Source organism: Paenibacillus phocaeensis (assembly GCF_900021165.1).
Taxonomy (GTDB): domain Bacteria; phylum Bacillota; class Bacilli; order Paenibacillales; family Paenibacillaceae; genus Fontibacillus; species Fontibacillus phocaensis.
Genome location: NZ_FCOQ01000039.1, coordinates 63,729 through 79,435 on the forward strand (window position 1 = coordinate 63,729; position 15,707 = coordinate 79,435).

The window sequence follows — 15,707 nt, forward strand, 5'->3', positions numbered from 1 at the left end:
AATTGTATATGAACTTTAATAAAATGAAAATGGTTACAACCCAAAAAGATCAGGAGGATGAGGACACATGGAATATAGAAGACTGGGCGGAAGCGGTCTCAAAGTGAGCGAAATTAGCTTGGGCAGCTGGCTGACCTACGGCGGGTACGTCGAGCGCGAAAATGCCGAGAAGTCGATCAAAACGGCTTACGATTTGGGCATCAATTTCTTCGACACCGCCAACGTATACGAAAAAGGCGCAGCCGAAGAGCTCGTAGGCAAAGCGCTTAAGGCTTATCCGCGGGAATCCTACGTGCTGGCCACGAAGGCGTTCTGGCCGATGGGCGAGGGACCCAACGACCGCGGTTTATCGCGCAAGCACGTTATGGAGCAAGTGCATGCAAGCCTGAAGCGTCTAGGCCATGATTATATCGATATCTTTTATTGTCACCGCCACGATCCGGAGACACCGCTATACGAAACGCTGCGCACCATCGATGACCTGATTCGCCAAGGCAAAATCCTGTACGCCGGGGTCAGCGAATGGCAGGCATCGCAAATCGCGGAAGCGGTCGGGCTCGCCGACCGTTATCTGCTGGACCGCATCGTGGTCAATCAGCCGGTGTATAACATGTTTAACCGTTACATCGAGAAGGAAGTGATCCCGGTCAGCGAACGCTCCGGCATCGGTCAGGTCGTCTTCTCCCCGCTGGCTCAAGGCTTGTTGACCGGCAAATATACGTCGGCTTCCGACATTCCGCAGGACAGCCGCGCGGCCAAGCTCGATTGGGTCCGCAAAGGGATCACGGAAGAAAACATCGCAAAGGTGAAGCAACTGGAGGGCATTGCCGCCGAGCTTGGTATCAGCGTGGGCAATCTGGCCCTGGCCTGGATCCTGCGTCAAAACAATGTCGCAAGCGCGCTTGTCGGGGCCAGCCGTCCGGAGCAAGTGACCGAGAATGCCAAGGCTTCCGGCATCAAGCTCAGTGAAGACGTGCTGACGCGGATCGAGGAGATCCTAAAATAATCAGCAGACGAAAGGGCATTATCCCGATATCTCCCCTAGAGGGTCTATCCGTCGATAATGCCCTTATCGATTTTATTTTTATGCAATCAAATGTTAATCTAGCTCAATCCATACTACATTGTCCAAAATGACTTCCGTATTCGCCCCGATTCCTTCGATCATGCCCACGTTTAAATCGAGTTGTGCATTTTCTTCCGTCTCTTTCCCCATCGTAAATGTGTAAGTGTATCTTTGCATTTCCGTCGTCAATGAGGCCCTATCTCCGAAATAAGAGTCGTAATAAGGTTCATCGGGCAGGCTCTTCCCGAAACCAAAATCGATTTTTCTCGCTACGCTGGCCCGGGCATCAAAGGAGAACAGATAAGTTTTCCCTTTTTCAAGCCGTAACCCCGTCTGACTAACTTGCGGAATCCAATTCAATTCGTTTGCTATAGCTTTCTCATCGAACGTATCGATCCTAATAACCAGTTCTCCGTTTGTTGAGGTTAGACTTGCGGAGGCCATACCATTCCATTGATCCCCCAACTTCAGCGACCAGTGATCCGTACTCTCGTCAAACGCCCCATTCTCTAGCAAACTGCTGTTGAGACGAATGTTATCGAAGAAGATATCCCCTGGCTCCTTATAGACGGCTCCATCAACAGTCATTTGACCCAAGTCAAATTCCAGCTTCGCGTTCGTATTCGTCGGGTGCGTCATCACAAAAGAAAATTGATGCTGTTTCATCGTATCGGTCAGCCAAATGACAGGCTTATTTCCGTTCAGGAAATCCGTATACTCATAATCGGGTGGCGAACCTACAGTCCCAACGGCCAACTGAATCGGACGCTCCACCGTTGAATAGACATCAAAGGTTACCGTATACATTTTCCCTTGTTCCAAAGTGAGACCCTCTTGGTACACCTGCTGCTCCCAAGTGTTCTCCTCGATCCCAGGAAGATGGATACGCAGCGCGCCGTCTGCCGCCGAGATGGAGAGCTTCTCGGGGAAATCACCCGCTTGATACGTCTGCCATTCGGTAACGCCAGCATCGAACGTTCCATTGCGAATGAGGTTGCCGGTGTTAGCCCGGTAGTTCACATCAGTCAACGTAAAGTAGTCTACATTCACGTGAGGCGCATACAACTGCAACGTATAAATTCCTTCCCCCAGGTGAACCGTTGGGGTTTGCTCCACCAATTTGAAGATGCCCCAGTCTCCCGTATTAGCTACATCCATCGTAAAATTGAAGTCCGCTTCGTCCTCCCGGATTTCACCTACAGGTAAATTGTGCGTAAATACGCTGCCCTGTTTCCCGCGCAGAGTTAAAGATCCGCCGCCATCGTAACCCGAAGCGACAAAATAGTTGATCTTGAAATCACCCGCTTGTTTGACATCAATAATGTATTGCATCCAGTCGCCCGGGTCGATCCAACCGACGCTCAAACCGTCATCGCCCTTTTGCACCCCTTGCATATCGGAGTAATTTTCCGCTTCGATCCGCTTGCTTGCCTTAACTTCCACAGGCGGACTCATTTCTTTCAACGAAACGTTATCCAACTCCAGGCGGGCTGTCAACGCGCCTAACCCGAAATGAAGCTTAACCGACGGATCTGTCGAATCCATTGTAAAGATTAACGAATAGTTTTGCAGCTCAGTACCGATGGTATAGGTCTTATCCGCATACGCATTAGGCTGTTCCTTGTTCCCGATTTGAGTCGCTATGGATACAGGCGTATCCGCTTTGGCACTGAAGGACAGAATGTACGTTTTCCCTCCCGCCAGATTCAGTCGATCTTGCGTAAGTAGAAGCGCATCCGGCTGTCCAGTGGCGGCCGGTTTCACGTACAGCTTTCGGTCGTTAATCGCGCTGCCGACATAATAATCCGCATCCGCGCTGCCCGGACCCTCCATCTGCCAAAAGCCGAGGCGATTCACGCCTTGATCGAACGTGCCGTTATAAATCAAGTTTCCGCTAGGCAAGGGCTCCCGCGGTGCATTAGGGTCGGGATCCTTTATCTTCATCAGTTGCACGTTATCGACCCAGACCGGCAGCGTCCCTGCCAGCCCCATATTGAATTCCAGCCGGGCGTTTGCATCCGTATCCGAATTCATTGTAAATTCGTACGAATAGGTCTTCTGTGCATCGGTAAGGGAAACCGATTTGTCTTCCATATAACGGGTATAACTTCGGTCTGGACCCGACAAGGACGCCATCATCGTTCTGTTCCCTGTTGACCATGCATCAAAGGAAAGCCTATAAGTAGCCCCTTTAATGACAGGCAACCCGCTCTGCACCAACTGGATGGCGTAATTAACGGTACCTTCTTGGGAGATCGTCGTTTTCAGCGAGCCGTTGTCGACTTCGACAGTTCCTTCGCCCCCATAGAGATTGGCAGGAGGAGCAAATGGTTGGAATACCCAGTTGTTCAGCCCCTTTTCAAACGATCCGTTCTCAACATAATTGCCGTCTTCTCCCGGTTCTCTGACTACCCCAGATTTCGCTGCGGGTAATACCGGTTGACGATAGGCTAGGCCTTCCCGTTCATAGACGCGGACATAGTCCACAAGCATTTTCTGCGAGAATTCCGTCGTATCATCCGGATTTCCCGGCCATTTGCCGCCAACAGCCAGATTCAGCTGCAGGAAGAAATCCCGGTCAAAGGGGGCGGGATAGGTATATTCTCCGCCTTCCAGCGGGTTCTGGCTAAACCAATTGTTCAGCTTGGCGTACAACACGCCATCTACGTAGTAACGGAACTCTCCGGGCTCCCATTCGACCCCAAAGGTATGAAAACCGTCGGCGAACGAAGCGCCGTCAGCTAGAGTGTAGCTGCCTTGCGATTGCTCATGAGGCTGTCCATAGTGCAAGGTGCCGTAGATCTTGTTTGGCTCATGTCCAAGGAGCTCCATAATATCGATCTCACCGCTGGCAGGCCAGCTGGAATACAAGCCTTCATCGCTCGGCATCATCCAAATGGCCGGCCAAATTCCTTTGCCCCTAGGCATTTGAGCGCGAACCTCAAACTTCCCGTAGGTCCAGTCTCCTTTGCCTTGAGTAGTCAGCTTCGCAGAGGTATAATCATTCCCTTGGTATTTTTCCTTCAAGGCCTCAATGACCAAATGCCCATTCTCAATCCGGGCATTCTCCGACCGGTTAGTATAGTTTTGAAGCTCTTCATTCCCGTAACCGCCACCGCCTTGGATGAAGTTCCATTTGGCAGGATCGATCTGAGCGTCTTCAAACTCATCGTTCCATACCATGTTCCAAGCCTCTGGTTTAATGTTAGCCTCGGTCAAGGCAATTTGCTGGAATTTCACAACTTTATCGGTTCCGTCGACTTCATAAACACCAAGATACTTGTTGATTTTCGGGTCTACCCCCGAAATATCGGTTCCAGATGTGTAGGGGTTCGTCAACAGATGGCTCTTCAGCAAAGGACTCCCGGCCTGAGGAGGGGAAATCACTTTGTTGGATACCAGGACCGCCAGATGATTTCCGCTAGACACCGTAGTGGTCACCTTCGTCGTGCCAGGCAAGCTTCCTTGTGCAGCAAGGGATGAGCCTGGTTCTGACGGGCGCGGGGGCGCAGTGCCGTCCGTACTCGGTGATGGTGTGATCGTTACCGAAGCCGGAGTTCTCTCGGGAACCTTCTTTTCGTCAACGGGGACCAGCGTGCCCAGGGTCGGCGACCAAGCAAGTGCTTTGCCTTGCTCCAACTCTTGGCCGTTTACCTTGATGCCTCCCTCCCAGGCGGTTATCCGATTAATCGATCCGTTCCCTGCAATAATGCTCCCGCTGGAACCGATCTGAAGTTCCAGATTTTGAATGGAAGCCCCTTCAGCCGTTTGGATTGTCGCCGGACTGTGCAAGATCAGACGTTGAATCACCGTGTGACCGTCAACAACAACGCGAATGGGGGAATCCTGACGAGCCAATACCACGTTGGCTAACTTTGTATTTTTGATATGGATACTATTTGGCCCGCCGCCGTTAATAAATGTTACGCCAGCGACTGCCATGTTCTCTACAGTAACATCTCCGTCGCCAATCCCCGGGGCGAAGTAAAGGTTCCCCGTCAACTCCTTATTGCGAAGGATGACGCCATCCGAATTGATGACCATATTGGTTAAAGTTTCCTTTCTTTCATCCGTGGCTGCGCTGTTGTAAAGTTTGCCGGCCAACCGGTCTAACAGGGTCACCGCCTCGCTGCGGGTAACAAACTGTTCAGGACGAAAGGTACCATCCGGGTATCCCTGAGTTGCTCCTGTCATGACCAGCTCATTCACCGCGTTCAGGGAATAGGTACGGATCGCAGACTTATCCTTAAATGTCCCGATGACGTCGGCTGTCGCTCCACCTACGATTTCCGACAACTGAAATGCCTTGGACAGCATAACGGCCGTTTCCGCTCTCGTAATCGGGCGGTTCGGCTTAAATGTTCCGTCCTCGTATCCCGTTATATAGCCGGCTTGAAGGGCGGCCGCCAACGACGAGGCATACCAGGCATTCGCCGATACGTCGGTGAACGCGGTTCGACCTGTTCCGCTCACACCAAACACCCGCTGCAGCAACGCACTAAACTCCGCTCTGGTCACAGGCTCGTCGGGGCGCAAGGTGCCGTCGAGGTACCCTGTCAAAATTCCAGAATCCGACCACTGCCGAAGCGACGCCTCGGCCCAGTGGCCCCGGATATCGCTTCCCTCCGTTTGATCCGTCGGACTCGCATAACCCGGTATCATGAAACTGCTAAACATCATACTCAGGATTAGCCCTATTGTCATGAGCCGTTTCATCTTTTTTTCACTCTCCCTAACCCTAATATGTTTTCATTATATGAAAGCGCTATAACCGGTTATATAACTACTATTTAGCTTTTCTGTTCATCCATTAACTTGTTTGAGCTTCGCGGACAAGCTCGGCAAAATTCGTGTTACAATGATCGCGGAGGGATAGCTATGAGAAAAATATGGTTTATTCCAACCATATTGTTCGCGATGGTTACGCTATACGGATTCTATCAATTTGGCCCATGGGCGCGGTCTCATGAACCGTCTGACCACCATAACCAAACCGAAGTGCTGACTACTGTATTTAGTTTACGGCCGTCCCTGGGCTTTAAAAACGGCGAAAATATAGAAGATAATGTCCATATCCGCTCGGTGCGGGATCAGTTAGGCATCGACATTCGCTATATTTGGACCGCATCTGACAACACGTTCTCGACGAAACTGAAACTCCAACTCTTGAATAAGCGCGAGATGCCCGACATTATCCCGGTTAGAACCGATGTGATCCATCAATTAATCGACTCCGGGCAATTTATGGCCGTTGACGACTTATTTGAGCAATATGCCTCCCCGGTGTGGAAGAAGGCGATGAGCGAGGAACCTTCCGTCTGGGATCCTTACGAGCGGAACGGGGAGCATTACGCCATTCCCATACTCGATTATGATTACAATTCCGATCCTGTGATGTGGATCCGGGAAGATTGGTTAGACAAGGTGGGGTTAACTCCTCCGACGACCTTGGCGGAATTTGAAAAGGTGCTCGATGCCTTCACTAACGAAGATCCCGACGGCAACGGAATCAACGATACCTATGGTCTGGCCGTCAGCCTAGGCAACACGGTCAGCACATGGATGGCTGATATCAGTTGGGTATTCGGCATGTACGGTTCTTTGCCGGAGCAGTGGAATCTTTACGGGACCCCGGAACGGTTGGAGTTCGGATCCGTCCAGGACTCAGCCAAGCAAGGTCTGGCTAAGTTAAGGGAATGGAGGGAAGCCGGGTATTTTCCGAACGAAGCGCTCTGGCAAGATGAAGAAACGGCAGCCCGTTTGTTCTCTGTGGAAAAGGCTGGGATTGTTGTCGGCCCGCATTGGATGCGTTTCTGGCCGCTGAATATGTTGACGGAGCACAACCCGGAGGCCAAGTTTATTTCTATTGCGCTGCCCAAAGGACCCGGAGGCAAATCGTACCATCGTGCCTCCCTGCCCGGAAACGGGGCGGTATTAATCAACAAGAACATTAAGAATCCACAGATTTTCTTCCGGTACATGAACTACCTTTATGAAACGCAAGGATTGGGAGAAGGCGATTTCAAATATGGAATGGCCCGGGACTATGACTATACGTTGGTTGACGGCAAACCATCCGACGACCGTAATCTCATTCCTGACGGTTATGTCGATGTATCGGCCTATACCCTCACTTACGACGGTGCAAGAATTCCGTCCCATTGGACTAGAATGGTGGCGGATACCGAAAAACCTGTACTCACCCAATTATTTTCCAGCCGATTGCTTAATGAATTTCAAGGCCCTCCAACCCCGACGATGCTGGAGAAGGGGGACCCTCTTTTGCAAACGGAGCATGAAACGTTCCTGCAAATCATTTATGGCAAGAAGGATGTAGACTATTTCGATGAATTCGTAGCGAACTGGAAGGCTAACGGCGGCGACAAGATCACCGAGGAAGTCAACGATTGGTATCAATCCGCCAAAATCAAAAAGTAAATAATAGAATAATTTTATTAAAAGATTGCTCTTTATCCCCCCCTACTCTCCTTCTAGAATGAAAATAAAACTAGAAAATGGGGTGGACACGGAGATGAAACAGAGAAAAGTCGCTGCTTTGACCGTTCTGTTCGCTATAATAGCTTCCGGTTGTGCGGCGAAAGCGGAGATGGACCCGGGGGAAACTTGGAAACATGCCTTTACGAAACACGATGCTGCAAAGTGGGAGATCTCAACAAGTTATTCCAACGGAGTCCCTTTCGACTGCGAATGGTCTGCGGACAACATTCGGTTTAACGGCAAGGCGATGGAATTCTCGCTCACGAAAAATGAAGGGGGACTTGTACAAGGAGCCGAATACAAAACCTTGGATACCTACCATTACGGAAAATACGAGGTCCGGATGAAAGCAGCCAAAAATACGGGAATCGTATCCTCATTTTTCATATACACCGGCCCTTCCTTCGGAACGCCTTGGGACGAAATCGATATTGAATTCCTAGGCAAGGATACAACGAAGGTCCAATTGAATTATTACGCCGACGGCAAGGGGGGGCATGAGAAGCTCATTGATCTCGGATATGATGCCTCTCAGGAGTTCCACAACTACGCCTTTGAATGGAAGCAAGATGCCATCCACTGGTACGTTGACGGGAAGCTGGTGCATACAGCAACGGACAATCTTCCCGTAACCCCGGCTAAGATCATGATGAATTTGTGGAACGGCACCGGCGTCGATGAATGGCTGGGTCCATACGATGGGGCTTCCCCGGTCACCGCCGAATATGAGTGGGTAAAGTTTACTCCCTACCCGGAAGATCCGCAATAGCTTCAAACCTGTAACAGCAAGAACGAAGCAGCTTATCTCCTTACCGGAATTAAGCTGCTTCGTTTTACTTCTCCTTACTGCAGTTGCATCTTCACAACATGGTTGGCTTTGGCTCTGTCCAAAACTCGATAGAAACCGGCGGGTTTCGTGATTTCGATATGGTAGGTGGACTCTCCGACTCGCTCCGCGATTTTCCGAATTAACCTTTCACGGCCCCGGCCGTCATCCCGCTAATAAAGTACTTTTGAGTCATAAAGAACGTGATAATGACAGGGAGTGTTACGACTGTAGCTGCAGACATCAACAAATCGTAACGGTTGGTATATTGGCCGACGAACAATCTGATCCCTACCGGGATCGTTTGAACCTTTGGGGTTGTCGTCAGAACCCAAGCAAACAACAGTTCATCCCAAGCTGTCAAGAAAATATAGACGCACATGGCAATAATCCCCGGCAGCGAGAGAGGCAGAATCACCCGCACAAAAGCCTGGATCCGGTTGCAGCCGTCGATTCGCGCCGATTCCTCAAGATCCTTCGGAATGGCGACAAAAAAGCTGCGGATAATCCAGATGCTCATAGGGGTATAGAAGGCGGAATAGACCAGAATCATGCCCCAATACGTATCAACCATGGGAAGACCGAGGGTATCCTTGATTTTCAGGAACAATAAGTAGATCGGCAGCAAAAACATAATTCCCGGAATCATTTGCGTCCCGATTATCCCCATTCCGAACAATCCGGAGCCCGGGAACTTGTACCTGGCCAGCGCATACCCGGCCAATAGAGCCAGGAAGCAGGAGACGAGCATCGTCGCGAAGCAAATGATCAAGCTGTTTTTAAAGAATTGGCCAAAATTGACCGTTTCCCAAAGATTCTTGTAGTTCATCCATTGTGGATCAGGAATGGCGATGCTGGTAATTCCCTGCAGAATTTCGCCATTCGTATGGAGAGAAACCTTAACCATCCAAAAGATGGGGAATACGACAAACGCTACGATCAGCCATGTGAGTACGTTCAGCGAGTGGTACTCTAGCCTTTTCTTGATTCGACTGCTCATTCCGCTCTCAACTCCGATCTAAAGATTCGATACCATACCCCTACAATGATCAGCATAGCAGCCATCAAGAGGAAGGATGCCGCCGCCCCGACCCCGAAGGACCAGTATCCGAAGGTTTGTCTTTGCAAGGCGGTCATAAGCAGATCGCCCCACTTCCCAGGGTATCCGGAACCGTTGCCGAACATCATAGCGACGATATTGTAGGAATATACGTTGTTGATAATTTGGAACAGTAGTTGTACGGCAATGATTGGCTTCAGCATCGGAAGCGTAATCGAAAAAAACTGGCGCAGTCTGCCGGCGCCGTCCATTTTTGACGCTTCGTAGAGATCTTCTGGAATCGTTTGAAGTCCAGCCAGAAAGATGACCATGAGGAAGGGCCAACTTCTCCATACCGTGGGGATAATGATCGCCCAAATCGTATTTTGACCGATCAGCCAGAAGGGCTTCTCCGCCATGAGATGCAGGATATCCACCAGAATATAGTTAATGATCCCATCCTTCTGCCACATAAACCCCCAGAGAACCCCTACCACATAGGAAGGAACGACCCATGGAAGAAGCATAGCCGCTCTGGCAATGCCCCTTCCCGGAAAATCCCGGTTCAGAAGGATCGCGACCAGCAAACCGATGACCATAACTGAAATCGTTACGACTACGCTATAAATCGCCGTATTACGCAGTGCGTATCCCAAACCTTGACGCACCGGATTGGATTCATTAACTAACAGATCCACATAGTTACTGAGCCCAATAAACGGAGCCTTTAAAAACTTGCTCAGCGTAAATTGATTTAATTTCAAAAAGGACATCCAGATCCCTTGAAGCATAGGGAAGATATGAACGAGTATCATAAACAAAAAGGTCGGTAGAATAAAAAAATAAGCGACACGATATTCCTTAAAGCCTTTCTTGAACCGCATTGCATAAGTACTTCGGGTTTCCGGCCGTTCGGGAATCCTTGATGCTTCCACGGAATCTCACTTCCTTCTAATGAAGTGTGCTATCAAGTCGGCACTTGATAGCACACTTTTTAACATATTGATGAAGCCTTGTAGTTTAGGCCTTACTGATTCAAGATCGCACTGACTTCATTAGCCGCATCATCAAGCTGCTTCTGAATTGATTCTTCACTGTACGTTCCAGAAACACCAGCCACGATATCCCAAATATTACCGAAATATTTCACGAGCGCCGTTTCGCACGGTCCCCATTGCGGAATGGCCGGGTAGGACTTACCGTAATTTGTAGCTTCGACCAATGCCTTATATCCGGGGTCGGATGTCAGCGAATCCATCACGTTCTTCTTTGCAGGCAACTGGCCGGATGCTTGCGCATAAGCAAGCTGCGCTTCGTCGCCGGACAAATACTTGATCACGCCCCAAGCCGCATCTTTATGCTTAGATCCTTTGAAGATCGTCAAGTGGCTGCCGCCAATAAAAGTGGATTGTCCGGCAGGACCAGCCGGAAGCGCTGCAACACCATAATTTTGGGATGCCGTTTTATCGCCTACGCCCCCGTCTTCCGCTGGAGTTGCGAAGTTCTTAATCATCCATGCCCCGCTCACCATAATCGCCGTTTTACCGTCTGAGAAGTCGCTCTCAATTTGGGAAGAGTTCTTCTCAAGGGAAGCTTTGTCCACAAGCCCGTCATGAGCGAGTCCAGTGTAGTACATGACGCCTTCCAAAGCAGTTTTATCATTAAACGCAACCTTCGTATTATCTTCGTTAAGCACGTTGCCACCGGCAGCCCAAATCCATGGGAAAATGTTGTGCGGAACGTTCCAGTCGTTCTTCCCCGGAACGCCAAAGGCCGTCATTTTCTGTCCTTCGATCTCAACGCCGTTTAATTTAGTTAACGTTTGCTTGAAAGTGTCCCAATCCTTAAACGCAGTCGCTGGATCTAACCCTGCTTTCTCCAGGGCATCCGTGCGATAGAAGAGCGCGCGGGCATCCACGAACCAAGGAATTCCGAACACTTCGGATTGACCGTTGATTTTCGTCGTTTCCCAACTGGCCGGAAGGTAGTTGCCCTCTCCACCAACATCGTTGACGCGATCGGTCAAATCCTCGATCCCGTTCATCGCCGCTATAGCCGGCACCCAAGTCGTACCCAATTGCAGAATGTCCGGACCCTCGCCGCTGGTTGCAGCCGTGGTAATCTTAGTCCATGCGGAGCCCCAGTCTAGCACCGTTACATTTAGTTTGACATTCGGGTTTTGATCCAGGTAAGGCTTCATAACTTCCAGAAAGTCTTTATCCGGCTTCGGGCTGTTCGGCATGATCCACGCGGTCAGCGTCACGTCTTCTTTCGACGTCTCTGCAGCCGTATTGCCCGCACTCGTGTCCGTATTAGCAGGGCTTGAATTCCCAGAAGCGTTGTTATTACCGTTGCTGCTGCCGCAGGCCGATAAGAACATGCTCATCACCAATACGAGTGACAACAGAACAAAACTAATGCGTCTTTGACTCATTTTCTTCCCCCCGTATTTAATAATTGCCAGCGCATAGGTTGGTTCATCCCAAACCCCCATGCACTGTATTTTTATTGTAAAGAGCATCACGGAGGGCGAAAATAACTCGTTTTCAACATTCCTGCAGATTTATTGACCATCCAGTCATCGGTTTATCGCGGCTTCTCTCTGAGACCATAAACACACTAATAAATAAACAAAGATTATGCAAAAAAATAAATAAGCTTCTCAACCTGCTGTCGCCAGGGAGAAGCTCCACTATAACCTTTATAATTGTTCGCGAAATTCATTGGGCGTCTTCCCATACTCCTCCCGAAAGACTTTGCTGAAATAAGCCGCATTTTTGAAGCCCAATTGCTCCGATATTTCGTAAATTTTCAACGATTCGTCCTTCAGCATTTCCGCCGCTTTCAACATGCGTTGCTTCTGGATATACTCGCTGATCCCCTCCCCTGTTTCGGCCTTGTAAAGCCGGGACAAATAAACGGGATGGAGATACACCGCATCCGCGATCGTTTGCAGCGAAGCTGTGCTCAAATTTCGGTCAATATAGTCTCTTATTTTTATCGTTAATTTATCTCTCGACGTTCTCTGTTCGGTCTGGTCACTGTATCGGATCTTATCCAGTATGAAAAGCGCCCATTCCGACAATTGCTGAACAGAATGAATGATTCGGTCCAGAACCGTTGTACCTTCCACAAGGTCGCTTAGCAGGCGATTATGCTTGTGTGCGTAAAAGTAAAACGAACCGACCACAACGGTATATGCCTCCCGAACATGCTCTTCGGACAAATTTCCTGCCTGCTTCATATCTTCGATCACCGCCGCCAGCTTCTCCCGATATTCCTCCCACCGTCGGTTTTCAAGCAAGTGGTGCAGCGTGGGGGTTTCATATAAACGATGTAAGGGCTGCTGCACCGCTACCGCTTCCGTCAGCTCGCCAGACAAGAAGCAACCGGATTCATTTGCCAGTTTGCTGCGAATTTGCTCCGTCGTATGGCTGTACAATCTACCGATTTCTTCGGGGAAGATCCCCCATTTGCTCACAATAATGGAAACGACCCGTTTCAAGTACAAGCCAATATTCCGCTGCAGCTGCATCGCTAAAGAATCGAATTTTCTATGTTCTTCCACACTGCCGGTTGAATGACCGCTTGTCTTCTTCCGAACAAGCAGAACCAGGCATCCGTTAGAATCCTTGCAGGGCCATAGATCGTGAGAATTCCCGAACATTTCAACGGCGATATTCATAATCGCATATTCTAATAGGAAAATATCCTGTTCGTTAAATTCCGGAAGCCCCTCTTCCATTCGAATGACCATAATGCAGATTTCATCTCCAAAACGGAAAGGAATCTCGTATAAATCCAGAAGATAACGCAAGGATTCATCCTTCAACTTCCCGACCAACAGCTCATTTAGAAGCTTATCCGTCAATACCGGCAAGCTTTCTTTTAACGTACGGACGACCCGTCTTTGGGAGACTACCTCCTGCCATTCTCCCTTGATCCTTTGGACGAGCCTGCCGATCACTGCGATCAAGTCCTCGTCGGAAACCGGCTTGAGCAAATAGTCCGACACCCCGTAGTTGATCGCTTGTCTAGCGTATGCAAATTCGGCGTATCCTGAGAGCAACACGCTTTTCACATGACGGTATTTCTGATTGATTTGCGCCACCAGTTCAATGCCTGTCATCCGGGGCATGTTAATGTCAGCGATGACAAGATCAACCGCGTGCTCTTCCAAGACCAACAATGCCTCCTTGGCCGAGTAGGCCTTGTACACTGTCATAATTTCGAGCTTCTCCCAATCGATCGTGTAAGCCAGCGTATCCACAATCGTCGGTTCGTCATCAACGATCAGCAAACTTAACATGGGGTTCCTCCTGATGTTTAGTGATACAGCAGATGGATACCTTCAATCCACCTAAGAGGGAATGTTCAAAATGCATGCCGCACCCCGGATCATACTGATTAATTACTCTTTGGTAGGTGTTCCACAAACCGCAACCCGTCTCAGGGGACAGCGGACGATTCATTTTTTCACGAAGATCCTTCAGTTCCTCAGGACCCAGGCCGTCACCGGAATCCTCGACACTGATCATGAAACCGTCTGGAATATTACATCCCTGGATGCGGATTATCCCTTCCCGGTCACTGTTTTCAATGCCATGAATGATCGCATTTTCTACCAAAGGCTGGATAAACAACCGAGGAATCGAAGCTTCCATAAGTTCATCTTCAATGTTAATTTCGTAGACCATAGGTCTTCGGAAGTTATGTATGTTCAAATAGTTTTTCAGAAATTTAACCTCCTCCCGTACGGTGGTCAGAGGATTTTCGAGCCGGGTCGTATACCTGTAATATTCCCCAAGATTCAGGGCCATTGCTTCAACTTGCTCATCCGCACCCATTTTCGCCATATTTTTGATATAGAAGAGACAGTTGTACAAAAAATGCGGATTGATTTGCGACTGCAGTTGCTTGAGCTCGGCTTCCTTCAATCGAAGCTTCTCTTCATACACCTTCTCAATCAACTCCTGAATGCGCTCGGCCATGTTGTTAAACCCTGCAAAAACTTCTTGAAATTCATCCCGACGTTTCGTTTTCAAGCGAGCATCAAAATGGCCCGTACGGATATCCTGTAATTTAAGCACCAGTTCGTTGATCGGATGCTGGATTTGCTTGTAAAGAAGTACCGTGAATATCACACCGATCGCTAACATCGCCATAATTCCAAGCACGAAGAAACGGTTGCTTTCCTTCACAGGCAGCACGACCTTCTCCAGAGGGACTAGATCGAGGATGACCCAACCTAGGCTTTCCACCGGTACGTAATTCAAAAGCACACGGCGTCCATCAAGATTCAGAATTCGTTTGCCTGGCTGATGCATGGATTTCCAATCGAGCTGCCGCTCCCAGTCCCCCAAGTCCGGAGGATCATTACCGATGAAGCCGTATCTCGGATGATACATCAAGGTATACCGATTGGAGTTTTGTTGGAAATTATTCAGCATATCGCGTATATAGGTGTCGGGAAAGCGGGCCAGAATGGTGTATCCCGGTGCAGATCGAACCAAGGTAAAATAGTTCATGCCATTCCTCAGACCCGGCTCGTAGCTCCATAACCCCTTGGTGCGATCCACCCGCGGGATGGAGACCATGTCTTCAAAAACCATGTCCGGCCGGGTGGAGATCACTTCCTTTTTGGGTTTAAGAAAGACGCTGATCTCCATTTGCCAGTTCGATGCGGCGCTTTGCAGCTTGATTCTCTCATGCATATTGAACCTGAGCATATTGTTATCAAACAGATCTTCGGGTGCCGTCGTGTTAATGTATTGCTTCATGATTGAGTCCTCTTCCAACTCCAATAAGCTTGCAGCCAGATTATCCACCTGGTTGTCCAATTGAAGCAGAAGAAAACGCAATTGCTCGTAATAGGAGTCTTGGATATCGTTTTCAATAGTATGGATGCTCACCCTATAGGAGCGACCATTGAGCGCAACTGCAATACTTAATAATACAAATAGAACGATCGTGAACTTTATGGACAGCGTAAACTTAAATTTCATCTTATTTAGATTCACCACCATCATCACCCAAAGTCCAATCTAGTTCCATAGTAATAAAAAAATGAAAAGTTTGCTCAAAATTTTAATATCTGATTTGCTTGATTCGACAATAGGTTGAGATTAGTTAAGGGAAGTTGAATTTCTGGTATAGTTTTATTCAAGAACGATCTCAAATAAAAAGTAAATTGGGGGACTTTCGTTTATCTGAAGAAATAGGAGCGATTTCAAACGTTGTGTTCCTTGGTTTCCAAGCTTCAATGTTGCGAACCAAGT

General features: G+C 49.0%; 9 protein-coding genes. 3 read left to right on the forward strand and 6 right to left on the reverse strand.

What is annotated here, in order from left to right; all coding sequences use genetic code 11:
* Positions 1-67: 67 nt before the first annotated feature.
* Positions 68-1,006 carry an aldo/keto reductase family protein gene (locus BN3795_RS24595; protein ID WP_068787313.1) on the forward strand — a complete coding sequence of 313 codons (939 nt, stop codon included), beginning with the start codon at positions 68-70 and terminating at the stop codon, positions 1,004-1,006.
* A gap of 93 nt (positions 1,007-1,099) precedes the next feature.
* Here the strand turns inward: BN3795_RS24595 and BN3795_RS24600 are convergent, their stop codons facing one another.
* On the reverse strand, positions 1,100-5,782 hold the full coding sequence (locus BN3795_RS24600; RefSeq protein WP_068787314.1) for a carbohydrate binding domain-containing protein: 4,683 nt from the start codon (positions 5,780-5,782) through the stop codon (positions 1,100-1,102).
* Between the two features lie 162 nt (positions 5,783-5,944).
* Here BN3795_RS24600 and BN3795_RS24605 point away from each other — a divergent pair, with 162 nt between their 5' ends.
* Positions 5,945-7,504 carry an extracellular solute-binding protein gene (locus BN3795_RS24605; RefSeq protein ID WP_068787315.1) on the forward strand — a complete coding sequence of 520 codons (1,560 nt, stop codon included), beginning with the start codon at positions 5,945-5,947 and terminating at the stop codon, positions 7,502-7,504.
* Between the two features lie 94 nt (positions 7,505-7,598).
* Positions 7,599-8,333 (forward strand): beta-glucanase, encoded by a 735-nt coding sequence (bglS, locus tag BN3795_RS24610; protein ID WP_068787316.1) that lies wholly within the window; start codon positions 7,599-7,601, stop codon positions 8,331-8,333.
* Between the two features lie 199 nt (positions 8,334-8,532).
* On the opposite strand, the gene BN3795_RS24615 is transcribed toward bglS, so the two are convergent.
* The 5 genes from BN3795_RS24615 to BN3795_RS24635 form a co-directional block, all read right to left on the reverse strand.
* Positions 8,533-9,390, reverse strand: a complete 858-nt coding sequence (locus tag BN3795_RS24615) for a carbohydrate ABC transporter permease (RefSeq protein ID WP_068787317.1) — start codon at positions 9,388-9,390, stop codon at positions 8,533-8,535.
* Positions 9,387-10,193: a carbohydrate ABC transporter permease gene (locus tag BN3795_RS24620; protein ID WP_232730039.1), complete on the reverse strand. Its 807-nt coding sequence runs from the start codon at positions 10,191-10,193 to the stop codon at positions 9,387-9,389. Before BN3795_RS24620 ends, BN3795_RS24615 begins: the two co-directional genes overlap by 4 nt.
* Before the next feature lie 263 nt (positions 10,194-10,456).
* Positions 10,457-11,863: a sugar ABC transporter substrate-binding protein gene (locus BN3795_RS24625; protein WP_232730040.1), complete on the reverse strand. Its 1,407-nt coding sequence runs from the start codon at positions 11,861-11,863 to the stop codon at positions 10,457-10,459.
* Positions 11,864-12,130: 267 nt separating this feature from the next.
* Positions 12,131-13,738: a response regulator transcription factor gene (locus BN3795_RS24630; RefSeq protein WP_068787318.1), complete on the reverse strand. Its 1,608-nt coding sequence runs from the start codon at positions 13,736-13,738 to the stop codon at positions 12,131-12,133.
* Positions 13,716-15,458: a sensor histidine kinase gene (locus BN3795_RS24635; RefSeq protein WP_110945379.1), complete on the reverse strand. Its 1,743-nt coding sequence runs from the start codon at positions 15,456-15,458 to the stop codon at positions 13,716-13,718. Before BN3795_RS24635 ends, BN3795_RS24630 begins: the two co-directional genes overlap by 23 nt.
* Positions 15,459-15,707: the final 249 nt, after the last annotated feature.

Excerpts from the sequence above, each read along its gene's own strand:
- BN3795_RS24630 (WP_068787318.1), bottom strand. The coding sequence starts at position 13,738 with ATGTTAAGTTTGCTGATCGTTGATGACGAACCGACGATTGTGGATACG.
- BN3795_RS24595 (WP_068787313.1), top strand. The coding sequence starts at position 68 with ATGGAATATAGAAGACTGGGCGGAAGCGGTCTCAAAGTGAGCGAAATT.
- BN3795_RS24600 (WP_068787314.1), bottom strand. The coding sequence starts at position 5,782 with ATGAAACGGCTCATGACAATAGGGCTAATCCTGAGTATGATGTTTAGC.
- BN3795_RS24605 (WP_068787315.1), top strand. The coding sequence starts at position 5,945 with ATGAGAAAAATATGGTTTATTCCAACCATATTGTTCGCGATGGTTACG.
- BN3795_RS24615 (WP_068787317.1), bottom strand. The coding sequence starts at position 9,390 with ATGAGCAGTCGAATCAAGAAAAGGCTAGAGTACCACTCGCTGAACGTA.
- bglS (WP_068787316.1), top strand. The coding sequence starts at position 7,599 with ATGAAACAGAGAAAAGTCGCTGCTTTGACCGTTCTGTTCGCTATAATA.
- BN3795_RS24625 (WP_232730040.1), bottom strand. The coding sequence starts at position 11,863 with ATGAGTCAAAGACGCATTAGTTTTGTTCTGTTGTCACTCGTATTGGTG.
- BN3795_RS24635 (WP_110945379.1), bottom strand. The coding sequence starts at position 15,458 with ATGATGGTGGTGAATCTAAATAAGATGAAATTTAAGTTTACGCTGTCC.